The sequence below is a fragment of the Mesorhizobium sp. WSM4312 genome, assembly GCF_002294875.1.
GTDB lineage: Bacteria > Pseudomonadota > Alphaproteobacteria > Rhizobiales > Rhizobiaceae > Mesorhizobium.
Genome location: NZ_NSFU01000018.1, coordinates 59,099 through 83,448, shown reverse-complemented (window position 1 = coordinate 83,448; position 24,350 = coordinate 59,099). Strand labels below are relative to the sequence as shown.

Here is a 24,350-nt window from a genome sequence, read left to right as displayed (position 1 = left end):
TCAAGCAATGGAGTGTGCTATCTGATGCTCATGGAAACAGCTGCCGCGTCCGATCCGTTTGTCGCTTCCTTGCCGGTCTTCGCGAAGTTCGAAAGCGTTGCCGATATCGATAACTATCGGCCTCTCCCAGATGGCTGGGCGCTGGCCACCGCCGACATCGTCGGCTCGACCAAGGCGATCGAGGCCGGGCGCTATAAAACCGTCAATATGGCCGGTGCCAGCGTCATTTCGGCGCTGCTCAATGCGCTGGGTCGGCAAGATCTTCCCTTTGTCTTCGGTGGCGACGGTGCGCTCGTGGCGTTTCCCGGCTCGGTTCTGGACGTCACCCGCAACGCGCTGGCGGCTGTCCAGAGATGGGTGGCGGACGAACTGGACCTGACCTTGCGTGCCGCAATCGTGCCGATGAAGGATATAAGGGCGCAAGGCCTCGACGTTCGCGTGGCGAGGTTCCAGGCCTCCGAAGCGGTCTTCTATGCCATGTTCGCCGGCGGTGGCGGCAGTTGGGCGGAAGCCGAGATGAAAGCGGGACGCTACCGCATCGAACCCGCGCCGGCCGGCGCGCGGCCGGATCTGACCGGCCTCTCCTGCCGCTGGAACCCGATAGAAGCCCGGCATGGCGAAATCGTCTCGATCATAGCCATACCGGGGGTGTCGCGCGACTTGCGCGGTTTTCAGTTTCTGGCTTCCGACATCATTGCCCTTGCCGGCAGGCAGGAGCGCGATGGCCACCCCGTGCCGGTGGACGGGCCGGGCTACAGTCTGCTGCCAGCCGGTCTCGATGTCGAGGCGCGGGCCACGGCGCCGCCAGGGCGGCGATGGCTGGCGAAGCTGTGGGTAATCTTCCTGATGACGCTTACTGCGGTCGCCGATAGATTTGGCTGGACCATCGGTCGTTTCGATCCGAAAGTCTACAAACGCGAAGTGGCAAGCAATTCGGATTTCCGGAAGTTCGACGACGGCTTGAAGATGACCATCGACGTTGACGCGGATGTGTTGCAACGCATCGAGAGCCGGCTGAAACAGGCGGAAGAGGCGGGCATCTGCAGCTACGGCCTGCACCGCCAGAAATCGGCCTTGATGACATGCCTCGTCGCCTCGCCGCTGCAGCGCGATCACATTCATTTCATCGATGGCGCCGCCGGCGGCTATGCGATGGCTGCCGCAAGCCTGAAGGCGAAGGTGCCGGTCTGATGAAGGCTTGCAGAAATCGACCTTCCGCAATATGCCTCCGCCATGGTTGTTGGGACCAGGTGAGCCTCGCCATGGAAGCGACCTGTCCGAATTGACGGAAGAACAGATTTTTGGACGCCTCACGATCGCCATATGACCGTCTTCTCAACCGGATTTCGACGCGCGCCGCGCAAGTCGGAGTGATCGGACTGGGCTATGTCGGGCTGCCGCTGGCGGTTGCGATCGCGCGCGCCGGCTTCCCGGTTTCCGGTTTCGACATCGAAGCCCGGAAGGTCGAGTGCCTGAACAACGGCCAATCCTACATTGAGGCGGTAACGTCGACTGCCCTTGCCGGCGAGGTGGCTAGCGGTCGGTTCCGTGCCACTGCGGATTTTGTCGAACTGACTGTCTGCGATGTTATCATCATCTGCGTTCCAACACCGCTGACCAAACATCGTGAGCCGGACCTCTCCTTCGTCAGGAACACGGCGGGCACCATCGCCAAGCATCTGCGTCTCGGCCAGCTGATCGTGCTGGAATCGACCACCTATCCCGGCACCACCGACGATGTGATCAAGCCCATATTGGAAGAAACCGGATTGCAATCGAAGATAGACTTCTTCCTCGGTTTCTCGCCCGAACGCGAGGATCCCGGCAACCGCAGCTTTGAAGTCGCGACGATCCCCAAGGTCGTGGCAGGCGACGGTATTGAGGCGGCGACGCTCGTGCAGGCATTCTACCAGAGCGTGATCGAGACCGTCGTTCCGGTTTCCACCACGGCGACCGCCGAGGCGGTCAAGCTCACGGAAAACATCTTCCGCTCGGTCAATATAGCCCTTGTCAACGAGTTGAAAATCGTGCTCGGTGCGATGGGCATCGATATCTGGGAGGTGATCGAGGCTGCAAAGACCAAGCCCTTCGGCTACATGCCTTTCTATCCTGGCCCCGGACTTGGCGGGCACTGCGTTCCGATCGATCCCTTCTACCTGACGTGGAAGGCGCGCGAATACGAACTGCCGACCCGCTTCATCGAGCTGGCGGCAGAGATCAACACGGCCATGCCGAGTCATGTCGTCGATGAACTGGCCAAAGCTCTGGACCGGCGCTGCGGCAAGGCGCTCAGCCGCTCGCGCATTCTCATCATCGGGCTGGCCTATAAAAAGAATGTGCCCGACATCCGCGAAAGCCCCTCACTACGGCTCATTGAACTCATCGAGGAATGGGGCGGCAAGGCGGAATTCCACGACCCGCATGTTACCGAGATCCCGACCACACGGGAGCATATGGCGATCAAGGGGCGTCGTTCGGTCGAATTGACCGAAGCGGTCTTGAAGGATTTCGATGCTGTCCTCGTTGCAACCGACCATGATGCGATCGACTATCAGGCGATCGCCGATCACGCCCTTCTGATCGTCGACACACGCAATGTTTTTGGCCGGCTCGGACTAGCCCGAGAGACGGTGGTGAAGGCCTGACGGCGTCCGAGCCGGCGAATTTTTTGCCCGATGTCAGGATCGGGATTGCACTCCGCCGGGAGCCTCGCCAAATATGTGTGCCAGGAGATAGATGCAGTTACGCCTGCTGCTTGCCTGCAACGACAGTCATCCGGGAATTCTTCGCCGGCTTTGCCGCCGAAGCCGGTTTCATTCACTTCGAGGGTCTGGCGGATCAAAGGAGATGGCTCGTCTTCGACGGGTTTCGAGATAGCATGAGCACAGCGCAAGCAGAAATTTCCACCATTCTCATGGACAAGGTTGCCGATTGGCTGACCCAATCGGCGCTGGCCGGCAACGACCTGGAAACATTGGTACAAGGCTTTTGTGAACGGCTGGCTGCCGCCGGCCTGCCGCTGAAGCGGGTGCATTTGAGTTTTTCGATGCTTCATCCGCTTTATGATGCGCTTGGCTTCACCTGGCTTCGCGGCCAGGGCATGGAAATGGAAGGCTTCCGCAAGGAGAGCGGCGTGCATTCCGACAGATTCCTGACCAGCCCATACTACCATCTGCTCAGCAACAAGCTCGACCATCTGCGGCGCCGGTTGAACGCGTCGGTGCCCTCCGAGTTTCCTGTTTTTGATGAACTCAAGCTTATGGGCGTCACCGATTACATGGCTTTCGTCCATCCCTTCAACGGCAACACCGGTCAGGGCATGTTGGGGTCCTGGTCCACCGACAGTGCCGCAGGCTTCAGCGACAGCATGATTTCGGCGCTGCTGCGAATCCAGAACCATCTCGCTATCGCAACCAAGATGGCGGTGCTCACGAAGCTCGCCGACAACATGATGACAACTTATCTCGGCGGCGACGCCGGCAGGCGCGTGCTCGACGGCCAGATCAAGCGCGGCGAGGGTGATACAATCCGGGCCGCGCTGGTCATGGGCGACATGCGCGGGTCGTCAAGACTTGCCGAGACCTCCGGCCGCGAAGTCTATATCGATACGCTGAACCAGTTTTTCGACGCCGTTGCTGCACCGTTCAATCGCAAAGGCGGGCAGATCATGAGTTTCATAGGGGACGGCTTCATTGCCGTCTACCCTTGCGAAAGGCACCGCTCGCAGTCCGAGATCGCCTGCCAGGCTGCTCTTGCGGCAGCGCGCAAGGCCAGCGCGCGCATGATGGATCTCAATCAGCGCAGAAAGAAGCAGGGATTGGGCCATATAAAATTTGGTATCGGCCTGCATGTCGGCAATGTGATGTTCGGCAATGTCGGGCTTACCGACCGGCTGACGTTTTCTGTCTTCGGCTCGGCTGTAAACGAGGTCCAGCGCCTCCAGACCCTGACCAAGAAGTATCCGCACAGCGTTCTCGCCAGCAAAGACTTCGCCAGCTATTGCGGCGCCGACAGCTGGCTGACGCTCGGCAACGAGGAACTGGCGGGCATCAAGCAGAAGCTGACGGTGCTTTCACCCGATCTGTCGGGTGCTCTCGCACTCGATGAAGATGCTGCGCTGGAGCCGATTCACGATCGAAGATCGGAAGCCGAGCAGCTCATGCTTCTTCATCGCGATGCCGCCCGGCTGTCGGAGGGCGACCGGAGGAAGCTTCAGTAACCGCCACGATCCGATCCGTACGCCTTGCTGTGCAGTCCATCGCCGGCTCCGCCTCTGGCGACCGTTTCGAATCCACGTTGCTCTAGGCTGGCAATGCGCTAGTCTTAATTTCTGGGCCTGCCGCCTGGCAGGCCTCCAGAGTGGGGCTGGTGTGAGAATGAATACAGGCGTTGACCTGCTGCGGATCGAGGATGTTGGCATCTCATTTGCCATTATCGGGGGACCGTTACATGCCGTCAGGCGTGCAAATCTTCGCGTCCTGCCCGGCAAGGTTACCGCGCTTGTGGGCGAGTCCGGTTCGGGAAAATCGGTTCTCAGCCAGGCAGTGATGGGCATTTTGCCGAGGACAGCCCATGTTCGCGGCCGTATCCTGTTTTCCGATCCTGAAAAGCCCGGCACGACGCAGGACATCCTGCAGATGCCGCGTGACGGACCCGAAATCCGGGCGCTGAGAGGCAGCCGCATCGGCAAGATCTTTCAGGAGCCGATGACATCGCTGTCGCCGCTGCACACGATCGGCAACCAGGTCAGCGAATCCCTGCAGATTCATACACCCATGGCTCGGGCGGAGCGCAAGGCGCGGACCGAGGAAATGCTCGGCCTTGTCGGCTTTCCCGATCCCAGGCGTGCCTATGACATGTACCCTTTTGAACTTTCGGGAGGATTGCGTCAACGCGCCATGATCGCGATGGCGCTTATCTGCCGGCCCGCCCTGTTGATCGCCGACGAGCCGACGACGGCGTTGGACGTCACCATCCAGGCGCAAATCCTGCAATTGCTGCGCGGGCTTCAGACCAAACTGAACATGGCGATGCTGCTGATCACGCACGACCTCGGCGTGGTCGCCAATGTCGCCGACGAGGTGGTGGTCATCTACCATGGCGAGATCATGGAAGCGGGACCTGTCGAGGCGATATTCCGCCGGCCAAGTCACCCTTACCTGAAGGGCCTGATGGCAGCCGTTCCACATTTCGACCTGAAGCCTGGCGAAAGGCTAAAGGCGCTCCGCGACGTGCCGGTCAATGTCGGGAACCTGCTCGGCAAGCAGACGGCGCCGGCATCGAAGGGGCCGGACGACATCCTGCTTTCGGTCAGGGATTTGACAAAGACCTTCACCACCCGCAAGTCCGGCTGGTTCGGCGGAGATCATCAAACCCTTGTTCGCGCCGTGGACGGCGTGAGCTTCGATATCAGACGGGGTGAGTGCCTGGGTCTGGTTGGCGAAAGTGGCTCCGGTAAAACCACCGTCAGCAAGATCCTCATGCGGGCCGTCACCCCTAGCGGCGGCTCTGTGATCTTCAACGGCCGCGATGGACCGATCGACGTCTTGGAGGCCGAGAGAGGCGCCTTGCGCATGCTGCGTGCGAAAATCCAGATGGTCTTCCAGGATCCGGTTTCGTCACTTTCACCTCGCATGACGGTGGAGAACATCTTGAGCGAGCCGCTGGAAATCCATCAACGTGGCAATGCCGCGTCCCGGCTGGCCACGGTCAAGAGCCTGATGCAGGCAATCGGGCTCGATCCGCGCTTCATCAAGCGTTATCCGCACAGTTTCTCCGGCGGGCAGCGTCAGCGTATCGGCATCGCGCGCGCGTTGGCACTGGGGCCCGAACTGCTGATCTGCGACGAACCGGTTTCGGCGCTCGACGTCTCTGTCCAGGCGCAGATCCTAAACCTTCTGAAGGACTTGCAGAAGGAACTGGGCCTGACTTACCTATTCATATCCCACAACCTGGCGGTGGTGGACTACATGGCCGATCGCATCGCGGTGATGTGCGGCGGGCGCATCGTCGAGCTTGCGCCGCGCGAAATTCTGCTTAGGAAACCGGTCCACCCCTACACGCGCTCGCTGGTCGCCGCAGTCCCTTTCCCCGATCTCGACAGGCCGATGGATTTCAAGACGCTGAAGCTCAGCGGCGCTTCGGACACCAGCGCATGGGGACCGCAATTCCGCGACGAGGGCGACGAGGATAAGTTGTCGCCGCTCGATCTTGGCGGCGGCCACCTCGTGCTGGCCCGACGTTCGGCCGATGTGAGCGAGCTACGCCATTGATCAGCCGGCGCACCGTCCTTGGCCTCATGGCTTCGGCATTTCTGCCGGGCACGTCGCGCGCCGGCGATCTGGAGCCGGAATTTCTTCAGCCGCAGTTGAAGGCAAGGGCGCTGCCGGCACTCGCCGAACGCCTGCCCAAGAGCCCGCGCGCGTTGAATCTCGCTGCGATGGGCCGGCAGCCCGGCCAGTATGGCGGCACGCTGCGCACGATCATCGGCAGCCAGAAGGATATCCGGATGATGACGATCTATGGGTATGCTCGCCTGGTCGGCTATGACGAAAAGCTTAACATGCAACCCGACATTCTCGAAAGTTTCAACGTAGCGGATGACCGCGTCTTCACTTTCAAGATACGGGAAGGACATAAATGGTCCGACGGTAGCCTGCTGACGCCGGAGGATTTTCGCTATTGCTGGGAGGATGTCTGGCTGAACGATGAGCTTTCGCAAGGCGGGCTCGCCCCGGCCCTGCTGGCGGACGGCAAGCCGCCTCGCTTCGACATCGTCGATCCGTTGACGGTCCGCTATAGTTGGGATGCGCCCAATCCCGACTTCCTGCCAAAGCTCGCCGCTGCTTCGCCTCTACCACTTGTTCTGCCGGCCGCCTATCTCAAGCAGTTTCACAAAAAATACCAGGATCCATTCCGGCTGGCCGGTCTCATGAAGGAGTACCGGGCCAAGAAATGGACGCTCTTGCATATCCGCATGTCTCGGCAGTATCGCCCGGAGAACCCGGAGTTGCCGACGCTGGATCCTTGGCAGAACCGGACCAAGCCGCCGGCTGAGCAGTTCATTTTCGAGCGCAACCCGTTCTTTCATCGAATTGACGAAAATGGCCGGCAACTGCCCTATATTGACCGGTTTGTCATGAATGTCAGTTCGTCGGCGATCATTTCCGCCAAGACTGGTGCGGGCGAGAGCGACCTGCAATGCATGGGAATTGACTTCGCCGATTACTCCTTCCTGAAGGACGCGGAGAAGCGCTACCCGGTGAAGATGCATCTGTGGAAACGCACGCAGGGCTCGCGGCTGGCGCTGCTGCCCAATCTGAATTGTGCCGACCAGGTGTGGCGCGGCCTTTTTCGTGACGTGCGCGTGCGCCGCGCGCTTTCGCTCGCTGTGGACAGGCGCGAGATCAATTTGGCCGTGTTCTACGGATTGGCGCAGGAAAGTGCCGATACGGTCCTGCCGGAGAGCCCGCTCTACCGGCCGGAATTCGCGAAAGCCTGGGTCGCCCACGATCCCGACAAGGCCAATGCGCTGCTCGACGAGGTCGGGCTTCAGACGCGTGACGATGACGGCTTGCGGCTACTTCCCGACGGACGCCCGGCGCAGGTCATCGTGGAAACGGCCGGCGAAAGCACCCTGGAAACCGACGCGCTCGAACTCATCACCGATCACTGGCGCAAGATCGGCATTGCTGTGTTTATCCGGACTTCGCAGCGAGACATCTTCCGCAGCCGCGCACTTGGCGGCGAGATCATGATGTCGATGTGGTCGGGCATCGACAACGGCGTGCCGACCGCCGACATGAACCCGTACCAGTTGGCCCCCACCATCGACGACCAGCTGCAATGGCCGCTCTGGGGTGCTCACTACTTGTCTCATGGCACGGTCGGTGAAGCGCCCGATCTTCCGCCTGTGGTCGAGCTGATCGCTTTGCTCAAGCGCTGGAACGCATCAACCGAAGCCGCGGAGCGCGCCGAAATCTGGAATTCAATGCTATCGATCTACACCGATCAGGTGTTTTCAATCGGGACGGTGAACGCAACGTACCAGCCGGTTCTGGCGTCCTCGCGGCTGCACAACCTGCCTGACAAGGCGCTCTACGGCTACGACCCGACTGCCTATTTCGGCGTCTATATGCCCGATACATTCTGGCTTGGAGAGACCTGAGCGTGCTTCGATATATTGTCTGGCGCATTGCCGTAATGGTTCCAACGCTGCTGGTCATATCGGCGCTGGTGTTCACGATCATCGAACTTCCGCCAGGCGACTATTTCGACAGCTATGTTGCCGAGCTTCGAGCTCAGGGCGAAGCGGTGGATTCCGATCGCATCCAGATGATGCGCAAGGAATATGGTTTCGACCAGCCGCCGGTCATTCGCTACTTCTACTGGGTCGGCGGGATGCTGCACGGCGATTTCGGCTATTCCTTCGAATATGAGCTGCCGGTTCGCGAAGTCGTCGGGGACCGAATGTGGCTGACCGTACTGGTTTCCTTCGTCACGATCATCTTCACCTGGCTCATCGCCTTTCCGATCGGCATGTACTCCGCCACGCATCAATATAGCTGGGGCGACTACGGCCTGACTTTCTTCGGCCTTCTCGGCCTTGCCATTCCGAACTTCATGCTGGCGCTGATTTTGATGTATTTCGCCAACATTTGGTTCGGCACGTCCATCGGCCATCTCATGGACCAGCAATATCTCGGAGAGCCGATGAGCTGGGCCAAGGCGAAGTCGATCCTCGCCCATCTCTGGATCCCGGTCTTGATCATCGGCACCGGGGGCACGGCAAGCATGATCCGACGGCTGCGCGCCAATCTGCTTGATGAGCTACACAAGCAGTATGTCGTGACCGCGCGCGCCAAAGGCCTTCATCCCTTCAAGGCGCTGGTCAAATATCCGCTGCGCATGGCGCTCAATTTCTTCATTTCCGACATCGGCTCTATCCTGCCGGCCATCATCTCCGGCGCCGAAATCACCGCGATCGTCCTGTCCTTGGAAACGACCGGGCCGATGCTGATCAGGGCGCTGCAGAGCCAGGACATGTATCTGGCGGGGTCGTTCCTGATGTTCCTTGCCTTCCTGACGGTCATCGGTGTCCTGATTTCCGACCTGGCGCTGGCGCTGCTTGATCCACGAATTCGTTTGCAAGGCGGCAGCACCAAATGAACACACCTTCGCCGCTGCCCGCTCCAGGTGCTCCACTGCAACACTACGTTTCCATCGCGCCCTTTGACCTGGAGTCGGTCGAGGCGATGACGCCGGAGCAATCGAAGGTCTTTCAGGCGTCGCAGTTGCGGCTGATGTGGTGGAAATTCCGAAGGCACCGGCTTGCCGTTGTTTCCGGCATATTCCTGGCAGCGCTTTATTTCGGGATACTGATCTGCGAGTTCCTGGCGCCCTACAATCTGCACACGCGCAACATGGACTACATCTATTCGCCGCCGCAGGGGGTGCACCTGTTCCACAACGGCCAGTTCGTCGGGCCATTCGTCTATGGCCGCCACATGACGCTGGATATGGACACACTCAAGCGAAACTACATCGAGGAGCAGGATGATGTTCAGCGGATCCGTTTCTTCTGTAAGGGCGACAGTTACCGGTTCTGGGGCCTGATCGAAGGGGACAGGCATTTTGTCTGCCCTGCCGAAAACGGCCAACTCTTTCTCGCCGGCACCGACAGGCTGGGGCGGGATGTGCTCTCTCGCATCATCTATGGCGCACGCATTTCACTGACAATCGGCCTCGTCGGCATCATTTTCAGCTTCCTGCTCGGCATAGTCATCGGCGGACTGGCCGGCTATCACGGCGGTCTCTTCGACCTGATCGTTCAACGGATAATCGAAGTTCTGCAATCGATCCCCAGCATTCCACTATGGCTGGCTCTGGCGGCGATCATGCCGATAACCTGGAGCCCGATCCTGATCTACTTCGGCATCACCGTCATCCTCGGGCTGATCCACTGGACCGGACTGGCGCGGGCCGTGCGTTCAAAGCTTCTAGCCCTTCGCGAGGAGGATTACGTTCTGGCCGCGCAATTGATGGGCGCCAACAGCAGCCGCATCATCGGGCGTCACCTCATTCCCGGCTTCATGTCGCATTTGATCGCGACGGCGACGATCTCCATACCGGGCATGATCCTTGGCGAGACGGCGCTGAGCTTCCTCGGGCTCGGCCTGAGGGCGCCGACAACCAGCTGGGGCATCCTGCTCACCGAGGCACGCAGCGTCAGCGTGATCGCGTTCTATCCATGGCTGCTTTTGCCGATGCTCCCCGTCATTCTCGTCATCTTGGCGTTCAACTTCCTCGGCGACGGCTTGCGGGACGCCGCAGACCCCTACAAGTGACATCGCTACTCCGCCGCGCGCCGGACGCCGGCTCCACCGGTATGATCCTTGTCGGCTGCCTGCTCGGTTATTGCTGTGTCCATCGTTCGCCTCTATATGCGGCGAGACTCGATCGGAGTTTAACACGTCGCCCCAGGGTTTCACCCGCGACCCGTTCTGGTCGCGGGCATCGCCGATCTCTTTAGCTGGTTGAGGACACACAAACGCACATGAGTCGCCTTGAGAATTTCATCAGCAGGATGACCGCACAGCGCGACATTCTCGACCAAGTCTGCGTCGAGGTGGCGAAGATGGAGGGGCTCGTGCTCGAGCTGGGCCTCGGCAATGGCCGGACGTTCCATCATCTGCGCGAGCGCCTACCCGGACGCCGGATCGTGGTGTTCGACCGCGAAGTGGGCGCACACGCCAGCTCAATTCCCGAAGCTGAAAACCTCGTGCTCGGTGAGATACGCGAGACAGCGAAGAGGTTCATCGGCATCGATGCCGCTCTTGTTCATGCCGACATCGGCACCGGCTATGACGATCGCGATGCAGTGACCAATACTTGGCTTCCCGATCTGATTGCGCGAATGCTTCGCGTCGGCGGCTTCGCGGTCAGCGGCACACCGCTCGATCACCCGCAGCTGCAACGCCTCCCACCGCCAACCTCGGAGCCCGCTGATCGTTATTTTCTCTCCAGGCGCGTGTGAGGGCGGAGACGAGTCTTCAGGGACCAAGTCTTCAAGGACCAAGTCTTCAAGGAATCGTATATACTGCTATTTCCCGCTCAATGCCGCGCAGCGAGACTTCGTGAGGCACGGGCGTCAGCGCGTTCCTGCGCAACAGATCGGCGGTGAGATCGTCGTCGACCACAGCACGAGTGGCGAAGATCGCCTGTGCGTTGGCAAGGTTCTGGACCCGCGAAGCAATGTTGACCGTCTGGCCGAAATAGTCCTGTCGCTCGTTCATGGACACCGCGATGCAGGGGCCGGCATGGACCCCGATCTTGAGCAGCAGATCCTCGCGCCCGCTCTTGTCATTGAGCGCACGCATGGCATCGCGCATCCTGAGGGCCGCAGCTATCGCGCGATCAGGCGTCGCGAAGGTCGCCATCACCGCATCGCCGATCGTCTTCACCACCGCGCCTGCCTCCGCCGCGACGATCTCGTGCAGCACCTGGAAATGCGCGCGTACGAGATCGAAGGCCGAAAGGTCGCCCACCCGCTCGTAAAGCGCGGTCGATCCGCGCAGGTCGGTGAACAGGAAGGTCAGGCTGGTGATCTTCAGGCGCTGGTTGATGTCGAGCGTATCCGCGCGATAGAGATCGCGGAACGTCTGGTTGGTGAGCAGGCGCTTGGCGGTGAGGAAGGGCCGGCGTTTGCCGAGGAGATCATGCAATTGCTGGCCAGCGATGAAGACCGTCGGCAGCACGCGGGTGTCGGTCCTGTTTTCCAGCAAAATGCGCAACGGGCCGGGTTGCATCTCCAGCGTCTGGTTCTGGACATGGTCGCGGTCAAAGACCAAGGAGAGGCTTCGGCGCTCCTTTGTTGGTTCGCCCTTGACGTCGATGAACTGCGCTGAGTGGGTGACCGGCTCGAACACGATGATGAATTGGGACGGAAGCTGTATGGGCAGAACCGCCTTTTCACCGGGCGCAAGCTCGATATCCTCCAGCGAGAACGCTTCAATCTTTTTCGCGAAATCCTCATCCGGCAGATCGACGCCGGACGCCCAGTAGATCTGGCGGAAATATTCCACCAACGGCAGTTCGTGTGGATTGTGGGCGGCAATCCTGCGCATGCGGGGACTGACGGTGAATGTCACCTCGACCATCTCGTCGAGGGTCGGCGAATAGCCCTCGGCGCACAGCGCGCAGGTGTATTCTTCCTTCTGCATGGTTTTCAGCGTTGCATTGGTGTCGAGCACGCCGCCACAGCCGGGACACAGGACATTCCAGGAAATGTCAAAGATGCCCACCCGCGCCGCATGGAGAAACGCGCCTATGGTGCGTTCCTCGTCGAGGCCATGCTTGCTGGCGAAGGCTGGCGCGTTGATGCGGCAAAGTTCGCGGTCCTTGCCCTCCGCGATTGTTCGCTTGATCGCGTCGATTGCCTGTGGATCGACATCGGTCGATTGCCGCAGAAGCGAGAACAGGTCCTGAGCTTCGTTCATCGTGCAGGCTCCGGAAAATGCACCCCCGCGGCGTGTTGACCGGACCGCTCTTTGATCCGGGTGTTCTATTTTACTTCGAAACGGACCGTATGGCCATTCGAGTAGATAAGCCGGGTGACAATTCATTTCCATTCGGCCGATTTTCAACAGCCGCAAGCGGCACTATGATGGGTCATGGGGCATTCATCTTTGGGACCGTCTCCCATGCCGACATCCGACAACCCGCCATTTCCCGCGGCTCTGCGCCTTTTCTCCGCAGGGGTTATCATCGTCCTGATCGTCGGCGCAGGCCTGTTTTTCGCGCCGGCCCTGGTCAAGCCGCGCTGGCCCTGGCCAGTCACGCCATTCAGTGCCCGCTTCCTCGGCGGCTTCTACACCGCCGAAATGGCGGTGATGGTGGCGCTCTTGTTCTGGAACCGCTGGTCGCCCGGCAGGCTGGTGCTCGTCATGGCCTTCATATTCACCGTCATCGTGTCGGCGGTTTCGTTGATCAATCTCGGCTATTTCAACTTCGATCGGAAAGCGACCTGGCTCTGGTTCCTGGTCTATCTTGCCTCGGCCACGGTATCCGGGCTGTTCCTGTGGCAGGCCAGGGCCCGTCCTTCAGCGAAAGGCGTGACTTTGAATCCCGCATGGCGCGGCTACATGTTGGCGGAAACGACGATCCTTGGACTCTATGGCGTCGGCATGCTGCTGTTTCCCCTGATGGTCAGCCGCACCTGGCCATGGTCGGTCGATCCCTTCCACGCCCAGGTCTACAGCGCCATCTTCCTCGCTGGCGCTGGCGGCGTATATCTCGTCTGGAAAAGCGCGCCGCGCGAAGAACTGCTGGTGCTCGGCCTGGCGCAGTTTCTGGTCGGCCTGCTTGCCATCCTTGGCCTCGTCATCACCGACGCCGCCGTGCACCGGATCGGCTGGACGGCGACCGGGACATTGTGCTGGCTCGCCCTTTTCGGTTGGATCGGCGTCAGCGGCGCCTTCAAACTCTACGGCGCCTTCCGGTATTTCAGCGCGCAATCGGCATCATAGGTTGTAGAGACGGCTGGATTTTCAGGTGCAGTCCGGTGCATCGTGCCGAGCCTCTTGCCTTCACCGGAACGCCATGACCAGCACCACCTCGCCATCCCCCGAGAAGATCCAGCCGCAAATCCGGTCCGTCCGGCCAAGCGATGCGGAGGCGCTTTGCGCCATCTTCAACATGCCGGGCTTCCGCGAGGGCACGCTCAGGATGCCCTTCGAGAGGGTGGAGCAGGTGGAACGGCGCATCGCCAAGTCCGGCCAGGAAACCACCTGGATCGTTGCGGAATTGGACGACAGGGTTGTCGGCCATGGCAGCCTGGTCGTGCAGGGTTCGCCGCGCCGTTCGCATATCGGCGAGATCAATATCGGCCTTGACGATGCCTTTGTCGGCAAGGGGATTGGCTCGGCCATTCTTGGCGCGTTGCTTGACGTGGCCGACAATTGGCGCGCCTTGAAGCGGGTCGAATTGACCGTCTATGCCGACAACGAACCGGCCATCCGTCTTTACGCAAGCCACGGCTTTGAGGTCGAAGGCCGGCATGTGAAGGCCGGTTTTACCAACGGGCGGTACCACGACCTCCTGAGCATGGCCCGGCTGCGGTTCTAAGATCCGCTGTCTGGCCTCAACCGTTCAGCCAGTCAAACAATTCGTGCCGAGTCTGGTCTCCCTTGGCGTTTGCACCGCAAGCGGCTAGACGGGACCAATGACTGCCGTCCTTGACCCTACCTCTGCGCCTCCGGCGGACATTCTGGCTGTGCTGTCGCTGCTTTGCCCGGAAGTTGTGCGTGACATTGAGCAGAACTGGAATGCACCGGTTTCCGAATACGCCCGCCATCTGTGGCGGCCCTTGCCAAGGCCTGCATCAAGCCCGGCGATCGCTGCCCGCTCAATCCTGCGCGACGTCCTGCAGCAGCGCCTCGGGGTGATCATGCAGCCTGAAGAGATCGGCAAGGCCCTCGAAGAGTTCGAGCACAGACCGGTGATTCAGTCAGGCCTGCACTGCCTGCTTCTGATGGACCGGATCACCTTCGACGCCCATCTGCTTGCCTGGCTCGGCGCGGTCGAAAACGGGCTGTCCGTCTTCTTCAGCTTCATGGGAACGACGATGACCATGGAGACAGTTGGCCGGGAGGGGCCGGGATGGCTCGATGTCGGCGACGACAAGGTCAACCTGTTCGGCATGGGGCGCCACAAGCTGTGCCGCAAAAGCGCCTGCGCGGCCGGTCCCGTCACCCTCAACACGAGCGCGCTCGAAGCGGTGGGCAATGAGACGGACGCCAGTCGTTGGCTGGGCACACTGCTCGCCAGCCAGGACAAGGTGTTTGCAACCGCCGCCGATGCGCTCACAGAGCTCAACGAAGACCTAGTCGCCAGTTGGGATCGTTCCGGCATGGCCCTGCCGGTTTTCATCGATGATCGGCTCGCCGCGGCTGCCATGGCTCGGCATCTGGAATATGACGGCAGCCTCCTGTCCAGACTGCTCATTGAGCCCGCAAGGCGCCAGCGTCTCGACCGTGCCTTGCAAGAGGCCGCATCGACCCCATTTGGCAGATTCCTGCCCAATGCCACGGCTTATTTCTGGGGCATCCGCGAGGAGCGCGTGCGCAAGCTCGTCCTCGAGAACGGGCACCTGATCGAGCCTGACAGGCCGCATGGTCTTTCCATCCCGTTCGAGCGGCCGCATCTCAGGCAGGCGCTGCTGGACGGCGTTCTGCTGCCGAACTTGTTCCTGATGTTCCTCGTCCTCGCCATATTGCCGCGCGTGCGGGTTGTGGGTGGCCTGAGACAGATTGGTTATGTAGCGCTTTTCCACTCGATCCTGCTGGCTGCGCTAGATGAAAACGCGCCGGAAGAGCGCGATCTGGTTGCGGAGCTGCAGGTTCGGGAAAATGCCTGGGGCATGCGGGTCATCGATGAAAAGATCTCGGTCCGCGAGCAGCTTGCCGGCCTGCCGGAAGGGGCGCTTTTCCCGGAACTGCTCCGGCAATACCGATTGCGGACATTTGCCGAGACGACCGACGACCTGAAACTGGTTCGCGAAAACGCTCGATGGCGCAAGATCGGCCAGGCTGGGATCAAGGCGACCTGACATGGCCTCCTGTCATTGCACGACACCGGCCTTGCGGAGCCCGTCCACCACGAGTTCGAAATCGGCAGGGTTCTTGTAGGGCAAGACCTTGCGACGGTATTCCAGCGAATAGTCGGGGTTGAGGCGAAGCACTTCCTGCCATGCCGCGCGGGCCTCGGCGAAACGGCTGAGATGGCCGTAGCAGGCGGCCAGAAGCGCGCGAGAGACGTCGGTGACAGCGTTGCGAGCCAGCCGTTGCAGCAAGAGGTCAACGGCCTCTTCGTACCTTCCCAGTTGGAACGCCGCCAAAGCCTGGAAATGCAGAAGCACATCTGGAAAGTATGGATTCAAGGTCTTCGCCCGGGCGAAACTCTCGAGGGCCTCCTCGGGTCTGCCCGAATAGTACAGCGCCTCGCCGAGGATGACGTGCCCTTCCGCGAAGTTCGGATTGAGGACGATCGCGCGCTCGGCCTCGTCGATGGCCCCATCGTGCTGTCGTGTGTACAGCTTGGCTATAGCCAGCGCCCAGTGCGCCCAGGGATCGCTGCCATCCAGCGTTACCGCTCGCGTTGCGACCTCTTCCGCCTGCGCCATCGATTCCGGCGGCGAGGCACTCCACCTATTGAGGTAGTCGAGTCCGTGCGTGAGTGCGAGGAAAGCGTGGGCAGAGGCAAAGTTCGGGTCCAGGTCGATGGCACGTTGCAAGACGTCGCGGGCTGCGACGTTGGTCTCCTTCGTCAGCCGGTGCCACAGCTCCCGGCCCCGCAGGAAACAGTCATACGCCTCTGCGTTGCGCGGATGCTCGGGCGTCAGCCGCTGACGGTCACCCTCGGTCAGATTGAGCGCCAGCGCACCAACGATCCGCTGCGTCACGTCGTCCTGGACGGCGAATATGTCGGTCAGCTCGCGGTCGAACCGCTCAGCCCAAAGATGGCCGCCCGAGGTTGCATCGATGAGCTGCGCGGTGATGCGCACCCTGTTCCCCGACTTGCGTACGCTGCCCTCAAGCACATGCCGCACGCCGAGCTTCGTGCCCACCTCCTGCACACGGACGTTCTGGCCCTTGAAGGTGAACGACGAATTGCGTGCGATGACGAAGAGCTGCGACAGTTTGGACAGCGCCGTGATGATGTCTTCGGAGATGCCGTCGGCGAAGTAGTCCTGTTCGGCGTCACCGCTCATGTTGGTGAACGGCAGTACGGCGATCGACAGCTTCGGCGGCGCTGCCGCAGCCGGCCGGCCCGTCGCGGTTTCCGGGGTCGCCTTGGTCCCGGCGCTACCGACTTGCAGCGAATAGACCCGGATGGGCTCGGCGATGTTCTTGAGCTGCGTGCTGCCGAGATCGCTGACCGAGAGGTCCAGCCTCGCCTTGACCTGGCGATAGGCATCCTCGGACAGGCAGATGGCGCCGGGCGCCGCGACGCCCTCCAAACGCGAAGCGATGTTGACGCCGTCGCCCATCAGGTCGCCGTCGCTTTCTTCAACGACATCCCCCAGATGAATACCGATCCTGAACTCGATGCGGCGGTCCTGCGGTACGCCGGCATTGCGCTCCACCATGCCGTTCTGAACCTCAACGGCGCAACGCACGGCATCCACCACGCTGCGGAACTCAACCAGCGCCCCATCCCCGGTACGCTTGATCACCCGCCCGTTGTGCACAGCGATGATCGGATCGATCAGGTCGCTGCGCAGGGCCCGCAACCTCGCCAAGGTACGATCCTCGTCCGCGCTCGCGAGCCGGCTGTAGCCGACGACATCCGCGGCCAGGATTGCGGCCAGCTTGCGATTCTCGCTCATCGGTCCGTCTCCTCGTCCCCACAATAGCAGGAAGACAGAGGGGAAGAGGGAACTTTCGCAAAGGACGCAGCCGCCCGAATCGGCAGCGCCCTGCCACGGAGCCACACGGATCGCTCGATGCCGATTTGCGCTGCCGCTTGCCGGTCGACGGCTAACGGTTCATCCTTGTGAATACCTTGGCCGTGACGTGCGTAGCGCGATCACGCCGTCACGGTAGCTAGTGAGGTCTTTCGATGGACTGCTCGGGCTGCGGTTTCGAGGTTGAGAGCGGATACGCTTTCTGTCCGAGGTGCGGCAGGCGCCAACCCGTGCCATGCGCAAGTTGCGGCTACCTCTGCGCACCTGATTTCGAGTTCTGTCCGAAATGTGGGGCAAGCGTCGGTGCGCCCGCAAAAGCGGTCGAACGGCCTGCTCCCACACCAAGCCGGACCGTTGTGCCGCCTTCTCGAATTCCGTCGCTGCTTCCGAACATCGAAGGCGATGGGCTGCAACCCGTCTCAGAGGCCGATCGTCGGACGGTAACGGTCCTGTTCGCCGACCTTTGCGGCTTCACGACACTCAGCGAGCAGCTCGACCCCGAGGTGATGCAAGCGCTGCAGAACGAACTGTTCAAGGAATTGACGGCAGCCGTGCGAAACTTTGGTGGTTTCGTCGACAAATTCATCGGCGACGCACTGCTTGCCTTGTTCGGGGCGCCGGTCGCGCATGAGGACGATCCGGAGCGTGCGCTTCGCGCCGCTCTCGACATGATCGCCCGGACGGCGCGGCTCGGCGAAAGCGCGCCCAACTCCGGCTCGCCGCTGTTGCTCCACATCGGCATAAACACCGGTCCGGTCGTCACCGGCGGATTGGGCATCGGCACCGCCAAATCCTATTCGGTTACCGGTGACACCGTGAATACGGCGCAACGCCTGCAATCGCTGGCCGCACCGGGTGAGGTGCTGGTAGGCGAGCTCACTCACAAGCTGACCCGGCATGCCTTCTCCTACGAACCGCTGGGTGATGTCGTGCTTCGCGGCAAGGCCGGCAGTGTGCTCGTCCATCGGCTGGATGCACCGCTTGCGGCGCCGCGTGCGGCGCGTGGGCTCGAGGCGCTCGGCCTCAGCGCGCCGATGATAGGTCGTGACGCTGAGCTGCATAGAATGCTGGCGAGCCTTGACCAGGCGTGCAGCGGCTCGGCCCAACTTGTCCGCCTCGTTGGAGAAGCCGGTATCGGGAAATCGCGGCTGGTGAAGGAGTTCGTCGCCCGCGTCGGCGACGAGGATCGTTTTCGCAACGTCGCCGTGCGGCAGGCCACGTGCTCACCGCTGGGCGAACGATCATTTGGCGCCTTGGGCGCGGTGGTGCGCAGTGCCGCCGGGATGATGCAGAACGACAATGGGGACGAAATGCGGGGGAAGCTCGCAGGCTTGCTGGCCGATCTCGGCCTGCAGGGCGAGGAGGCGAAGCGGCTGATGCCCTTGCTCTACCATGTGCTTGGTCTTGGCGACCCCGATGCCACCTTGCAGCATGTCGAGCCCGAGCAGCTGCGGCGGCAAATTCTCTACGCAGTCCGCACAATCATCGAACGGCGGCTTGCGTTGTCGCCGCTGTTGATTGTCGTCGAAGACCTGCACTGGGCCGACGCCGTGTCGCTCGAGGCACTGCGTTTCGTGATGGACAGGTTGGAGCGCACGCGGTTGATGTTGCTGGTCACGCATCGTCCGGAGCCGGACCACGGCCAGCTCGACTCAAGTCGGGTCAGTCACACAGCACTCAGGCTTTCACCGCTTAGCCGCGATGACGGACGCAGCCTGTTAGCGGCGCTTTTCGGCGAGAGCTGGGTAAACTCCGCAGGAGGGCTTCTTGACCAGATCCTCGAGCGCGCGGGCGGCAACCCCCTTTTTATAGAGGAGATCGTTCGCGGCCTTATCGATCGCGGTGTACTGGTGCGCGAGGGCCAGCGATGGCGGACTGTGGCAGGCGAGGTCGCAACCGGCATCCCCGCCACGATCCAGGCAATGTTGCTCGCCCGCGTCGACCGGCTGCCCCAAGAGGTACGCCGGTTGGCCCAGGAAGCCGCGGTGATCGGCCCGCGCTTCGATGCCACACTTCTGAAAACCGTGACAGCCGATCCTGGCCGGCTGGAAGCCGGCTGCGAACTGCTTTGCGATGCCGAAATCATCGAGGAAGTTGCCGGATCAGGCTCGGTCTCGTCGCAAAGCTACCGCTTTACGCAAACATTGCTGCAGGACGTGATCTACCAGAATCTGCTCTTGCAGCGCCGGACCGACATCCACGGGCGGGTCGGTGCTGCCTTGGAGAAACTGTGCGGCGACAAGCCGGAACGGCTCGAGGATTTGACCGTGCTCGGTCATCATTTCGCACAGAGCGCCGAGCGGGAGAAGGGCGCGCACTACCTGCAGGCGGCGGGCGATCACGCTCGCATGATCTACGCCAACGACGACGCCCTTCGTTTCTACGAGCGGGCACTGACTGCGTTGGGCGCGACCGGGCAGACACCGCTCAAACTGGCAATTGCAGAGCGCATTGCCGATTTGAGCGGTCCGGCAGGCCGCCGCGAGATCGCGCACCGCCATTACGAGACGGTGTTGCAGGCATATCGCGAGTCAGCCGATCGTGTCGCTTCGGCGCGCGTTTTGCGCAAGATCGGTCGCCTGTTCTGGGACGTCGGCAAGCGCGACAACGCAGAATCCCGCTATGCTGAAGCGGCAGCGCTCCTCGATGGAGCGGATGCCCCGATCGAGCAGGCGCATCTCTGGCAAGAACGTGGCCGGCAGGCGTTCCGTAGCGGAGATCATGCTCTTGCGGCAAAATGGGCGGACGCGGCGCTGGATTGCGTCGGCGCTCTGACGACGGAGCGTGCCTCCGAGGCAGGGTGTGATGCCATCCTTGTGACAGCCGAGGCACTCAATACCAAGGCTGTCGCGCTGGCTCGCCTTGGACGAGACCGTGAAGCCGTGCGGCAGGTTGAGCGTAGCATTGAATTGGCCGAAGCCGCCGGTCTACTGGGCGCGGCCTGCCGCGGCTACACCAATGTCGGCGTGCTTTACACGACCATCGATCCGGCAAAGGCGATCGAGGTCTGTCGGCGCGGTCTTGAAGTGGCGCGCCATATTGGTGATCTGGGTTTCCAGGCGCGCCTCCTCGCCAATCTGGCGGTCGCTTGTTGTACTTTCACGGATCGCTGTCCGACGGAGGGCATCCCTGCCGCAGAGAAGGCCATCGAGATTGACCGGGCGCTCGACCAGCGCGAGCACCTGCCGGTGCCGTTGATCGTGCTTGGGCAGATCCACCAGTGCAACGGCCGTCCGGAACTGGCGGTTGGCTTGTTCGAGGAAGCACTGGACGTAGCCCGCGAAACGGGCGAGCCCCAGTTGCTGTTTCCGTGCTATGATGGTCTCGCAACGCTCAATCTCGACCTCGACAATCTGGCCGAGGCCGAACGTTACTTTTCCCTGGCGCAGGGAACATGCGCCCAGCACGGGCTGGATCCGGAAACGCTTGTGGTGCTGCCTTTTCTCGACTAGCCGGGTGGGAGGTTGAAATGTCCGCGCCTATTGACTTGTTACCGCTTCAACCGGGCGACCGCGCGCCGAACTTGGTACTCGACGCCATTACCCAGGAAGGCAAGATCGCGCTTGACGACTTTCGTGGACAAAAGCCGGTGCTGGTCGGGCTGTTTCGAGGTCTGCATTGTGCGTTTTGCAGGCGCCATATCGCCGCCCAGGCGCGGCTCGATCCGGAGTTGCGCGAAAGGGGCGTGGGGAGCCTGACGGTGGTCAACACGCCGATCGAACGGGCGCGTCTCTATTTCCGCTACCACCCGATGCCGAATCTGCTTGCGGCCTCGGACCCTGAACGCGCTTCACATCGTGCTTTTGGACTGCCCAATCTCGAATTCACCGAAAACGAGACGAACTGGCCGTACAAGGTCTCGATGGCAGCGGCAAAGGACATGCGGGTCGACATGCCAGGCGAGTTGCCCGGTCCTTTGGATCCCTTTGCCGCCAGCGAAATCCTCAACAACAAGGACCACTACGAACTGACCGAAGCCGACGAGCAGATGATGGCGACCGGACACGGACAACTGATAGGTCAGTTCCTGCTGGACCGGCAGGGGATCGTCCGCTGGAGCTTCACGGAGGTTCCAGAGGGTGGGCGATACATGTTTGGGGCGCCAAACCCGCAGGAGCTGATGTCAGCCGTGTCCCAAGTCGCCCAATAGACTAGCGAAGGCGGTACCGGCGGGACATTGAGCAAAAAGCGCAACCAATTTGTCACAAATCTAGACCGGCCTCGACGAGCCAGAATGTAAGGTTCTGGCAATGCTCTGCATCGCCTCTGACTGGCGATGTTCTTTGTGGATCATTGGGGCGCGCTGCGACAGCAGTCCTTCCAACCGCTAGAATGCCATCGTCAACGCAATAATCTCGTCGAGAGCACGATAGACTTGGCGCGCACGCTGCGGAGCGTCTCGTCGATTGTGTCTTGCCTATTGTGAGCGGGAGCAATGACACTGATACGTTCACCGTTTATTCGAGCACGGCCTCGACAGTGGCGACAAAGTCATCGAGCGAGCGATCCCCTCGAATCTCGATACGCGGAAGGTCGATGGCATCGCAATCGAGGTCCGCCGGCCCGTGTCTGGCGCCGAAGCCGATCCGATAACCGCACTCCCTGGCCAGCCGGCCAAGCCGTCCGTCGGTGACAGAGAAGGGTGCCGTGAACGCCGTGGTTGGACGACCGGTCCACCGTTCGATGAACATACGAGAGCGCAGGAGCTCGGCGGCCAGGTCAGAACTCGACAGACCATCGATCGCGCGATGCGTCGCCATGTGGCTTCCGAAGAACGCGCCTTCGGCGGCGAGGCGTCGCACCGTCCCCGCTCCCATAAGTTGCGTCGGCGGACCGTTGTGGGCGTCCCACTGTGCACTTTCCCCCACAAGGTCCGTCACCAGGAACACTTCCGCGGTCAGGTCGTTCGCGCGCAAGGTCGGCCAGGCATGGTCGGCAAAATTCTGGAAGCCGTCATCGAAGGTGATAAGAACTGGGCGGCCAACGAATGGTTGGCGCTTGGCGATGCACACTTCCAACTGATCTGAACTAATCGCGTGAAAGCCATTGGCGCGCAGCCATGCCATCTGGCTGGCGAATGCGGCGGGCGTGAGCCGGAAACGGGCGAGCGCGGCCGGACCATCATCGGAGACGCTATGATACATGAGGACAGGGATACGCTGCCGCCGTTCGTTGCGCGCGACGTCGCGGCGCAAGGCCCGCGCCCCACCCCAGATGATATTTCGCGCGACCCCGATTTCGATAGGCGCGCGGATTGGCACATGATCGATCATCGGTTTCGCTACCAAATCGCCCTGCGACAGGCGAAGGAAGCGGTCTATGCGGTAGAGCTCCGTCTGGATCGATTGCTCGAGCACGAGGCCTTCGGTCGCTGCCAGCGTCTCCGAGATCGCCTGGGCACCGAATGTGTTCCAGTCGAAGCCCGTCCTTTCAACATTGTCACGTAACACGAATGCGTGTGCGCTGATGAAACTGCCGCCAGGGGCCAATGCCTCAGCGAATTTTTTAGTGATACGCTGCAACTCGGCGAGATCATCCAGGTAGTAGAGCACTTCCGAACAGAAGATCAGATCCATCTCACCCGGCAGGGCGTCCGCAGCGAAGTCCAGCACACCGAACTCAATGTTAGGCTGATCACTGCATCGCGCACGGGCCCGCTCGATGGCTATGGCGGAGATGTCGGTTGCGGTCAAATGGCCAACACGCGGCGCCAGCTGCCGCGTGAAGTGGCCCTCCGCGCAGGCCAGCTCAAGCGCCCGTCCGATGGGGCCGGCAGGCAGGATTTCGAGCTGCCGCTGATATTTTTCCTGCTCATAGAGCGAGCCGTAGTTCCACGGATCCTCGGTCGCGAAATAGCTGTTCCAGAACGCCGCGCGATCATTCCTGTCCGCGGACCGTGCTCGGCGCGGCGCTGCAGGAGGTTGTGCTGGTTCGGCGCTCGACCGAACCAGCTCCCGCGCTGCAGCGGCCAATAGGGCGAGTTTGCCGAAGTGACTTTCCGGATCGGTCCGGCGTTCGGCTGTGGACAGCAACGCCTCGGGTGCAAGCGTGTTTGACGTGTCGGCACCGACGCCCTCTTGCGGCACAGTTGATCGTACTGCAAGCCTTGCCGTACCGTCTGTAAGCCGCTCAGCGGGCACGACATTCTGAATCAACTGAATCCAATGATCTCTTGTCACTGTCCCGAGCACGCCAAACTGCACGACAGCCTCGATCTGGCCGTCCATCATCAGATAGGCATAAATTCGATCGATGCCTTCCGGGAGTTCGATCGCGGTCGGATTGCGAGCGTCGACGCGAATTCCGAGTGTCCGCGCCAGCCTGCGCCGCGCGGCAAGATCGTCGACGTCGAGAAGCATTTGCTCAAGCTGATACTGGGCGCGGCGACCCGCTGCGGGATCGCCCCAGACCTTGCCGAGTTCGACGATCAACTCGGTGACGGCGCCGCCGAACTTGTCCCATCTGGCAGCCAATTGCGCCGGCGCCGACAGGCTTCCGACCATAAGCCCATCGAAGACCACCCTGACGGCCTCGCGCATCCATTTCCGCCCTGCCGGCAGCGCGCGCAGGGACTGCAGGTTGATCGGGCGCGAGCCGCTGCCACAATCTGACGCGGCGTTCCACAACGCAGTCCACGCGAGAGCTTCAGTAGCAGTACCGCCGTTTGCGTTGTCCTGGACCATCGAGCTTTCGTCTTCTTCGGCAAGAGTCGGCGAATGTCAAAAACGGACGACGGCATCGGATGGCAGCGCTGCTCTGTCAAGGTCGGGGCGAATTAGAGGCAAGGCTAAAAGGTCTGGAGACAGGCTGAATGGCAAGCGATTATGCTCTCGTTGTATGGGCCTAGGATCCCGATGCCGGGCGTTCTGCGCCCAGAATCACCAAT

16 protein-coding genes are annotated in these 24,350 nt (G+C 61.4%); 13 read left to right on the top strand and 3 right to left on the bottom strand.

Features of this window, described 5'->3' with window-relative positions; all coding sequences use genetic code 11:
* Positions 1-30 precede the first annotated feature (30 nt).
* The 8 genes from CK228_RS27085 to CK228_RS27050 all read left to right on the top strand — a co-directional run bounded on the left by CK228_RS27085 (position 31) and on the right by CK228_RS27050 (position 11,035).
* Entirely contained in the window at positions 31-1,191 is a 1,161-nt protein-coding gene (locus tag CK228_RS27085; protein ID WP_245438125.1) for a DUF3095 domain-containing protein, read from the top strand.
* Between the two features lie 110 nt (positions 1,192-1,301).
* Positions 1,302-2,645 (top strand): nucleotide sugar dehydrogenase, encoded by a 1,344-nt coding sequence (locus CK228_RS27080; protein ID WP_095775242.1) that lies wholly within the window; start codon positions 1,302-1,304, stop codon positions 2,643-2,645.
* Between the two features lie 233 nt (positions 2,646-2,878).
* On the top strand, positions 2,879-4,219 hold the full coding sequence (locus tag CK228_RS27075) for an adenylate/guanylate cyclase domain-containing protein (protein ID WP_095789806.1): 1,341 nt from the start codon (positions 2,879-2,881) through the stop codon (positions 4,217-4,219).
* 157 nt (positions 4,220-4,376) lie between these two features.
* A complete protein-coding gene (locus CK228_RS27070) occupies positions 4,377-6,272 on the top strand; it encodes an ABC transporter ATP-binding protein (RefSeq protein WP_095789776.1) in 1,896 nt (631 codons plus the stop codon).
* Positions 6,269-8,167: an ABC transporter substrate-binding protein gene (locus tag CK228_RS27065; protein ID WP_095775244.1), complete on the top strand. Its 1,899-nt coding sequence runs from the start codon at positions 6,269-6,271 to the stop codon at positions 8,165-8,167. Before CK228_RS27070 ends, CK228_RS27065 begins: the two co-directional genes overlap by 4 nt.
* Positions 8,168-8,169: 2 nt before the next feature.
* Positions 8,170-9,168 carry an ABC transporter permease gene (locus CK228_RS27060; RefSeq protein WP_095789775.1) on the top strand — a complete coding sequence of 333 codons (999 nt, stop codon included), beginning with the start codon at positions 8,170-8,172 and terminating at the stop codon, positions 9,166-9,168.
* Positions 9,165-10,346 (top strand): ABC transporter permease, encoded by a 1,182-nt coding sequence (locus CK228_RS27055; protein WP_095775246.1) that lies wholly within the window; start codon positions 9,165-9,167, stop codon positions 10,344-10,346. The genes CK228_RS27060 and CK228_RS27055 overlap by 4 nt, the downstream gene beginning before the upstream one ends.
* A gap of 209 nt (positions 10,347-10,555) precedes the next feature.
* Entirely contained in the window at positions 10,556-11,035 is a 480-nt protein-coding gene (locus CK228_RS27050) for a class I SAM-dependent methyltransferase (RefSeq protein WP_095789774.1), read from the top strand.
* A gap of 46 nt (positions 11,036-11,081) precedes the next feature.
* Here CK228_RS27050 and CK228_RS27045 read toward each other — a convergent pair whose 3' ends face one another.
* The gene (locus tag CK228_RS27045) at positions 11,082-12,497 is read right to left on the bottom strand and encodes an adenylate/guanylate cyclase domain-containing protein (protein ID WP_095775248.1); all 1,416 of its coding nucleotides are present in this window, start codon (positions 12,495-12,497) and stop codon (positions 11,082-11,084) included.
* Positions 12,498-12,701: 204 nt separating this feature from the next.
* Between CK228_RS27045 and CK228_RS27040 the strand changes: the two genes are divergently transcribed.
* From CK228_RS27040 to CK228_RS27030, 3 genes are all read left to right on the top strand, one after another.
* Complete coding sequence (locus CK228_RS27040) at positions 12,702-13,526, top strand: hypothetical protein (RefSeq protein WP_095789773.1); 825 nt, start codon at positions 12,702-12,704, stop codon at positions 13,524-13,526.
* A 73-nt stretch (positions 13,527-13,599) separates the two neighbouring features.
* Complete coding sequence (locus CK228_RS27035; protein WP_095775249.1) at positions 13,600-14,124, top strand: GNAT family N-acetyltransferase; 525 nt, start codon at positions 13,600-13,602, stop codon at positions 14,122-14,124.
* A 97-nt stretch (positions 14,125-14,221) separates the two neighbouring features.
* Positions 14,222-15,607, top strand: coding sequence for a hypothetical protein (locus CK228_RS27030; protein WP_095789772.1), 1,386 nt, complete (start codon positions 14,222-14,224; stop codon positions 15,605-15,607).
* Positions 15,608-15,619: 12 nt separating this feature from the next.
* Here CK228_RS27030 and CK228_RS27025 read toward each other — a convergent pair whose 3' ends face one another.
* Positions 15,620-17,386, bottom strand: coding sequence for an adenylate/guanylate cyclase domain-containing protein (locus CK228_RS27025; protein ID WP_095789771.1), 1,767 nt, complete (start codon positions 17,384-17,386; stop codon positions 15,620-15,622).
* Between the two features lie 233 nt (positions 17,387-17,619).
* Here CK228_RS27025 and CK228_RS27020 point away from each other — a divergent pair, with 233 nt between their 5' ends.
* Positions 17,620-20,916: an adenylate/guanylate cyclase domain-containing protein gene (locus tag CK228_RS27020; protein WP_143750629.1), complete on the top strand. Its 3,297-nt coding sequence runs from the start codon at positions 17,620-17,622 to the stop codon at positions 20,914-20,916.
* A 17-nt stretch (positions 20,917-20,933) separates the two neighbouring features.
* A complete protein-coding gene (locus CK228_RS27015) occupies positions 20,934-21,614 on the top strand; it encodes a redoxin domain-containing protein (protein WP_095775253.1) in 681 nt (226 codons plus the stop codon).
* Positions 21,615-21,921: 307 nt separating this feature from the next.
* Here CK228_RS27015 and CK228_RS27010 read toward each other — a convergent pair whose 3' ends face one another.
* Positions 21,922-24,147 (bottom strand): SAM-dependent methyltransferase, encoded by a 2,226-nt coding sequence (locus CK228_RS27010; RefSeq protein ID WP_245438123.1) that lies wholly within the window; start codon positions 24,145-24,147, stop codon positions 21,922-21,924.
* Between the last annotated feature and the right edge of the window lie 203 nt (positions 24,148-24,350).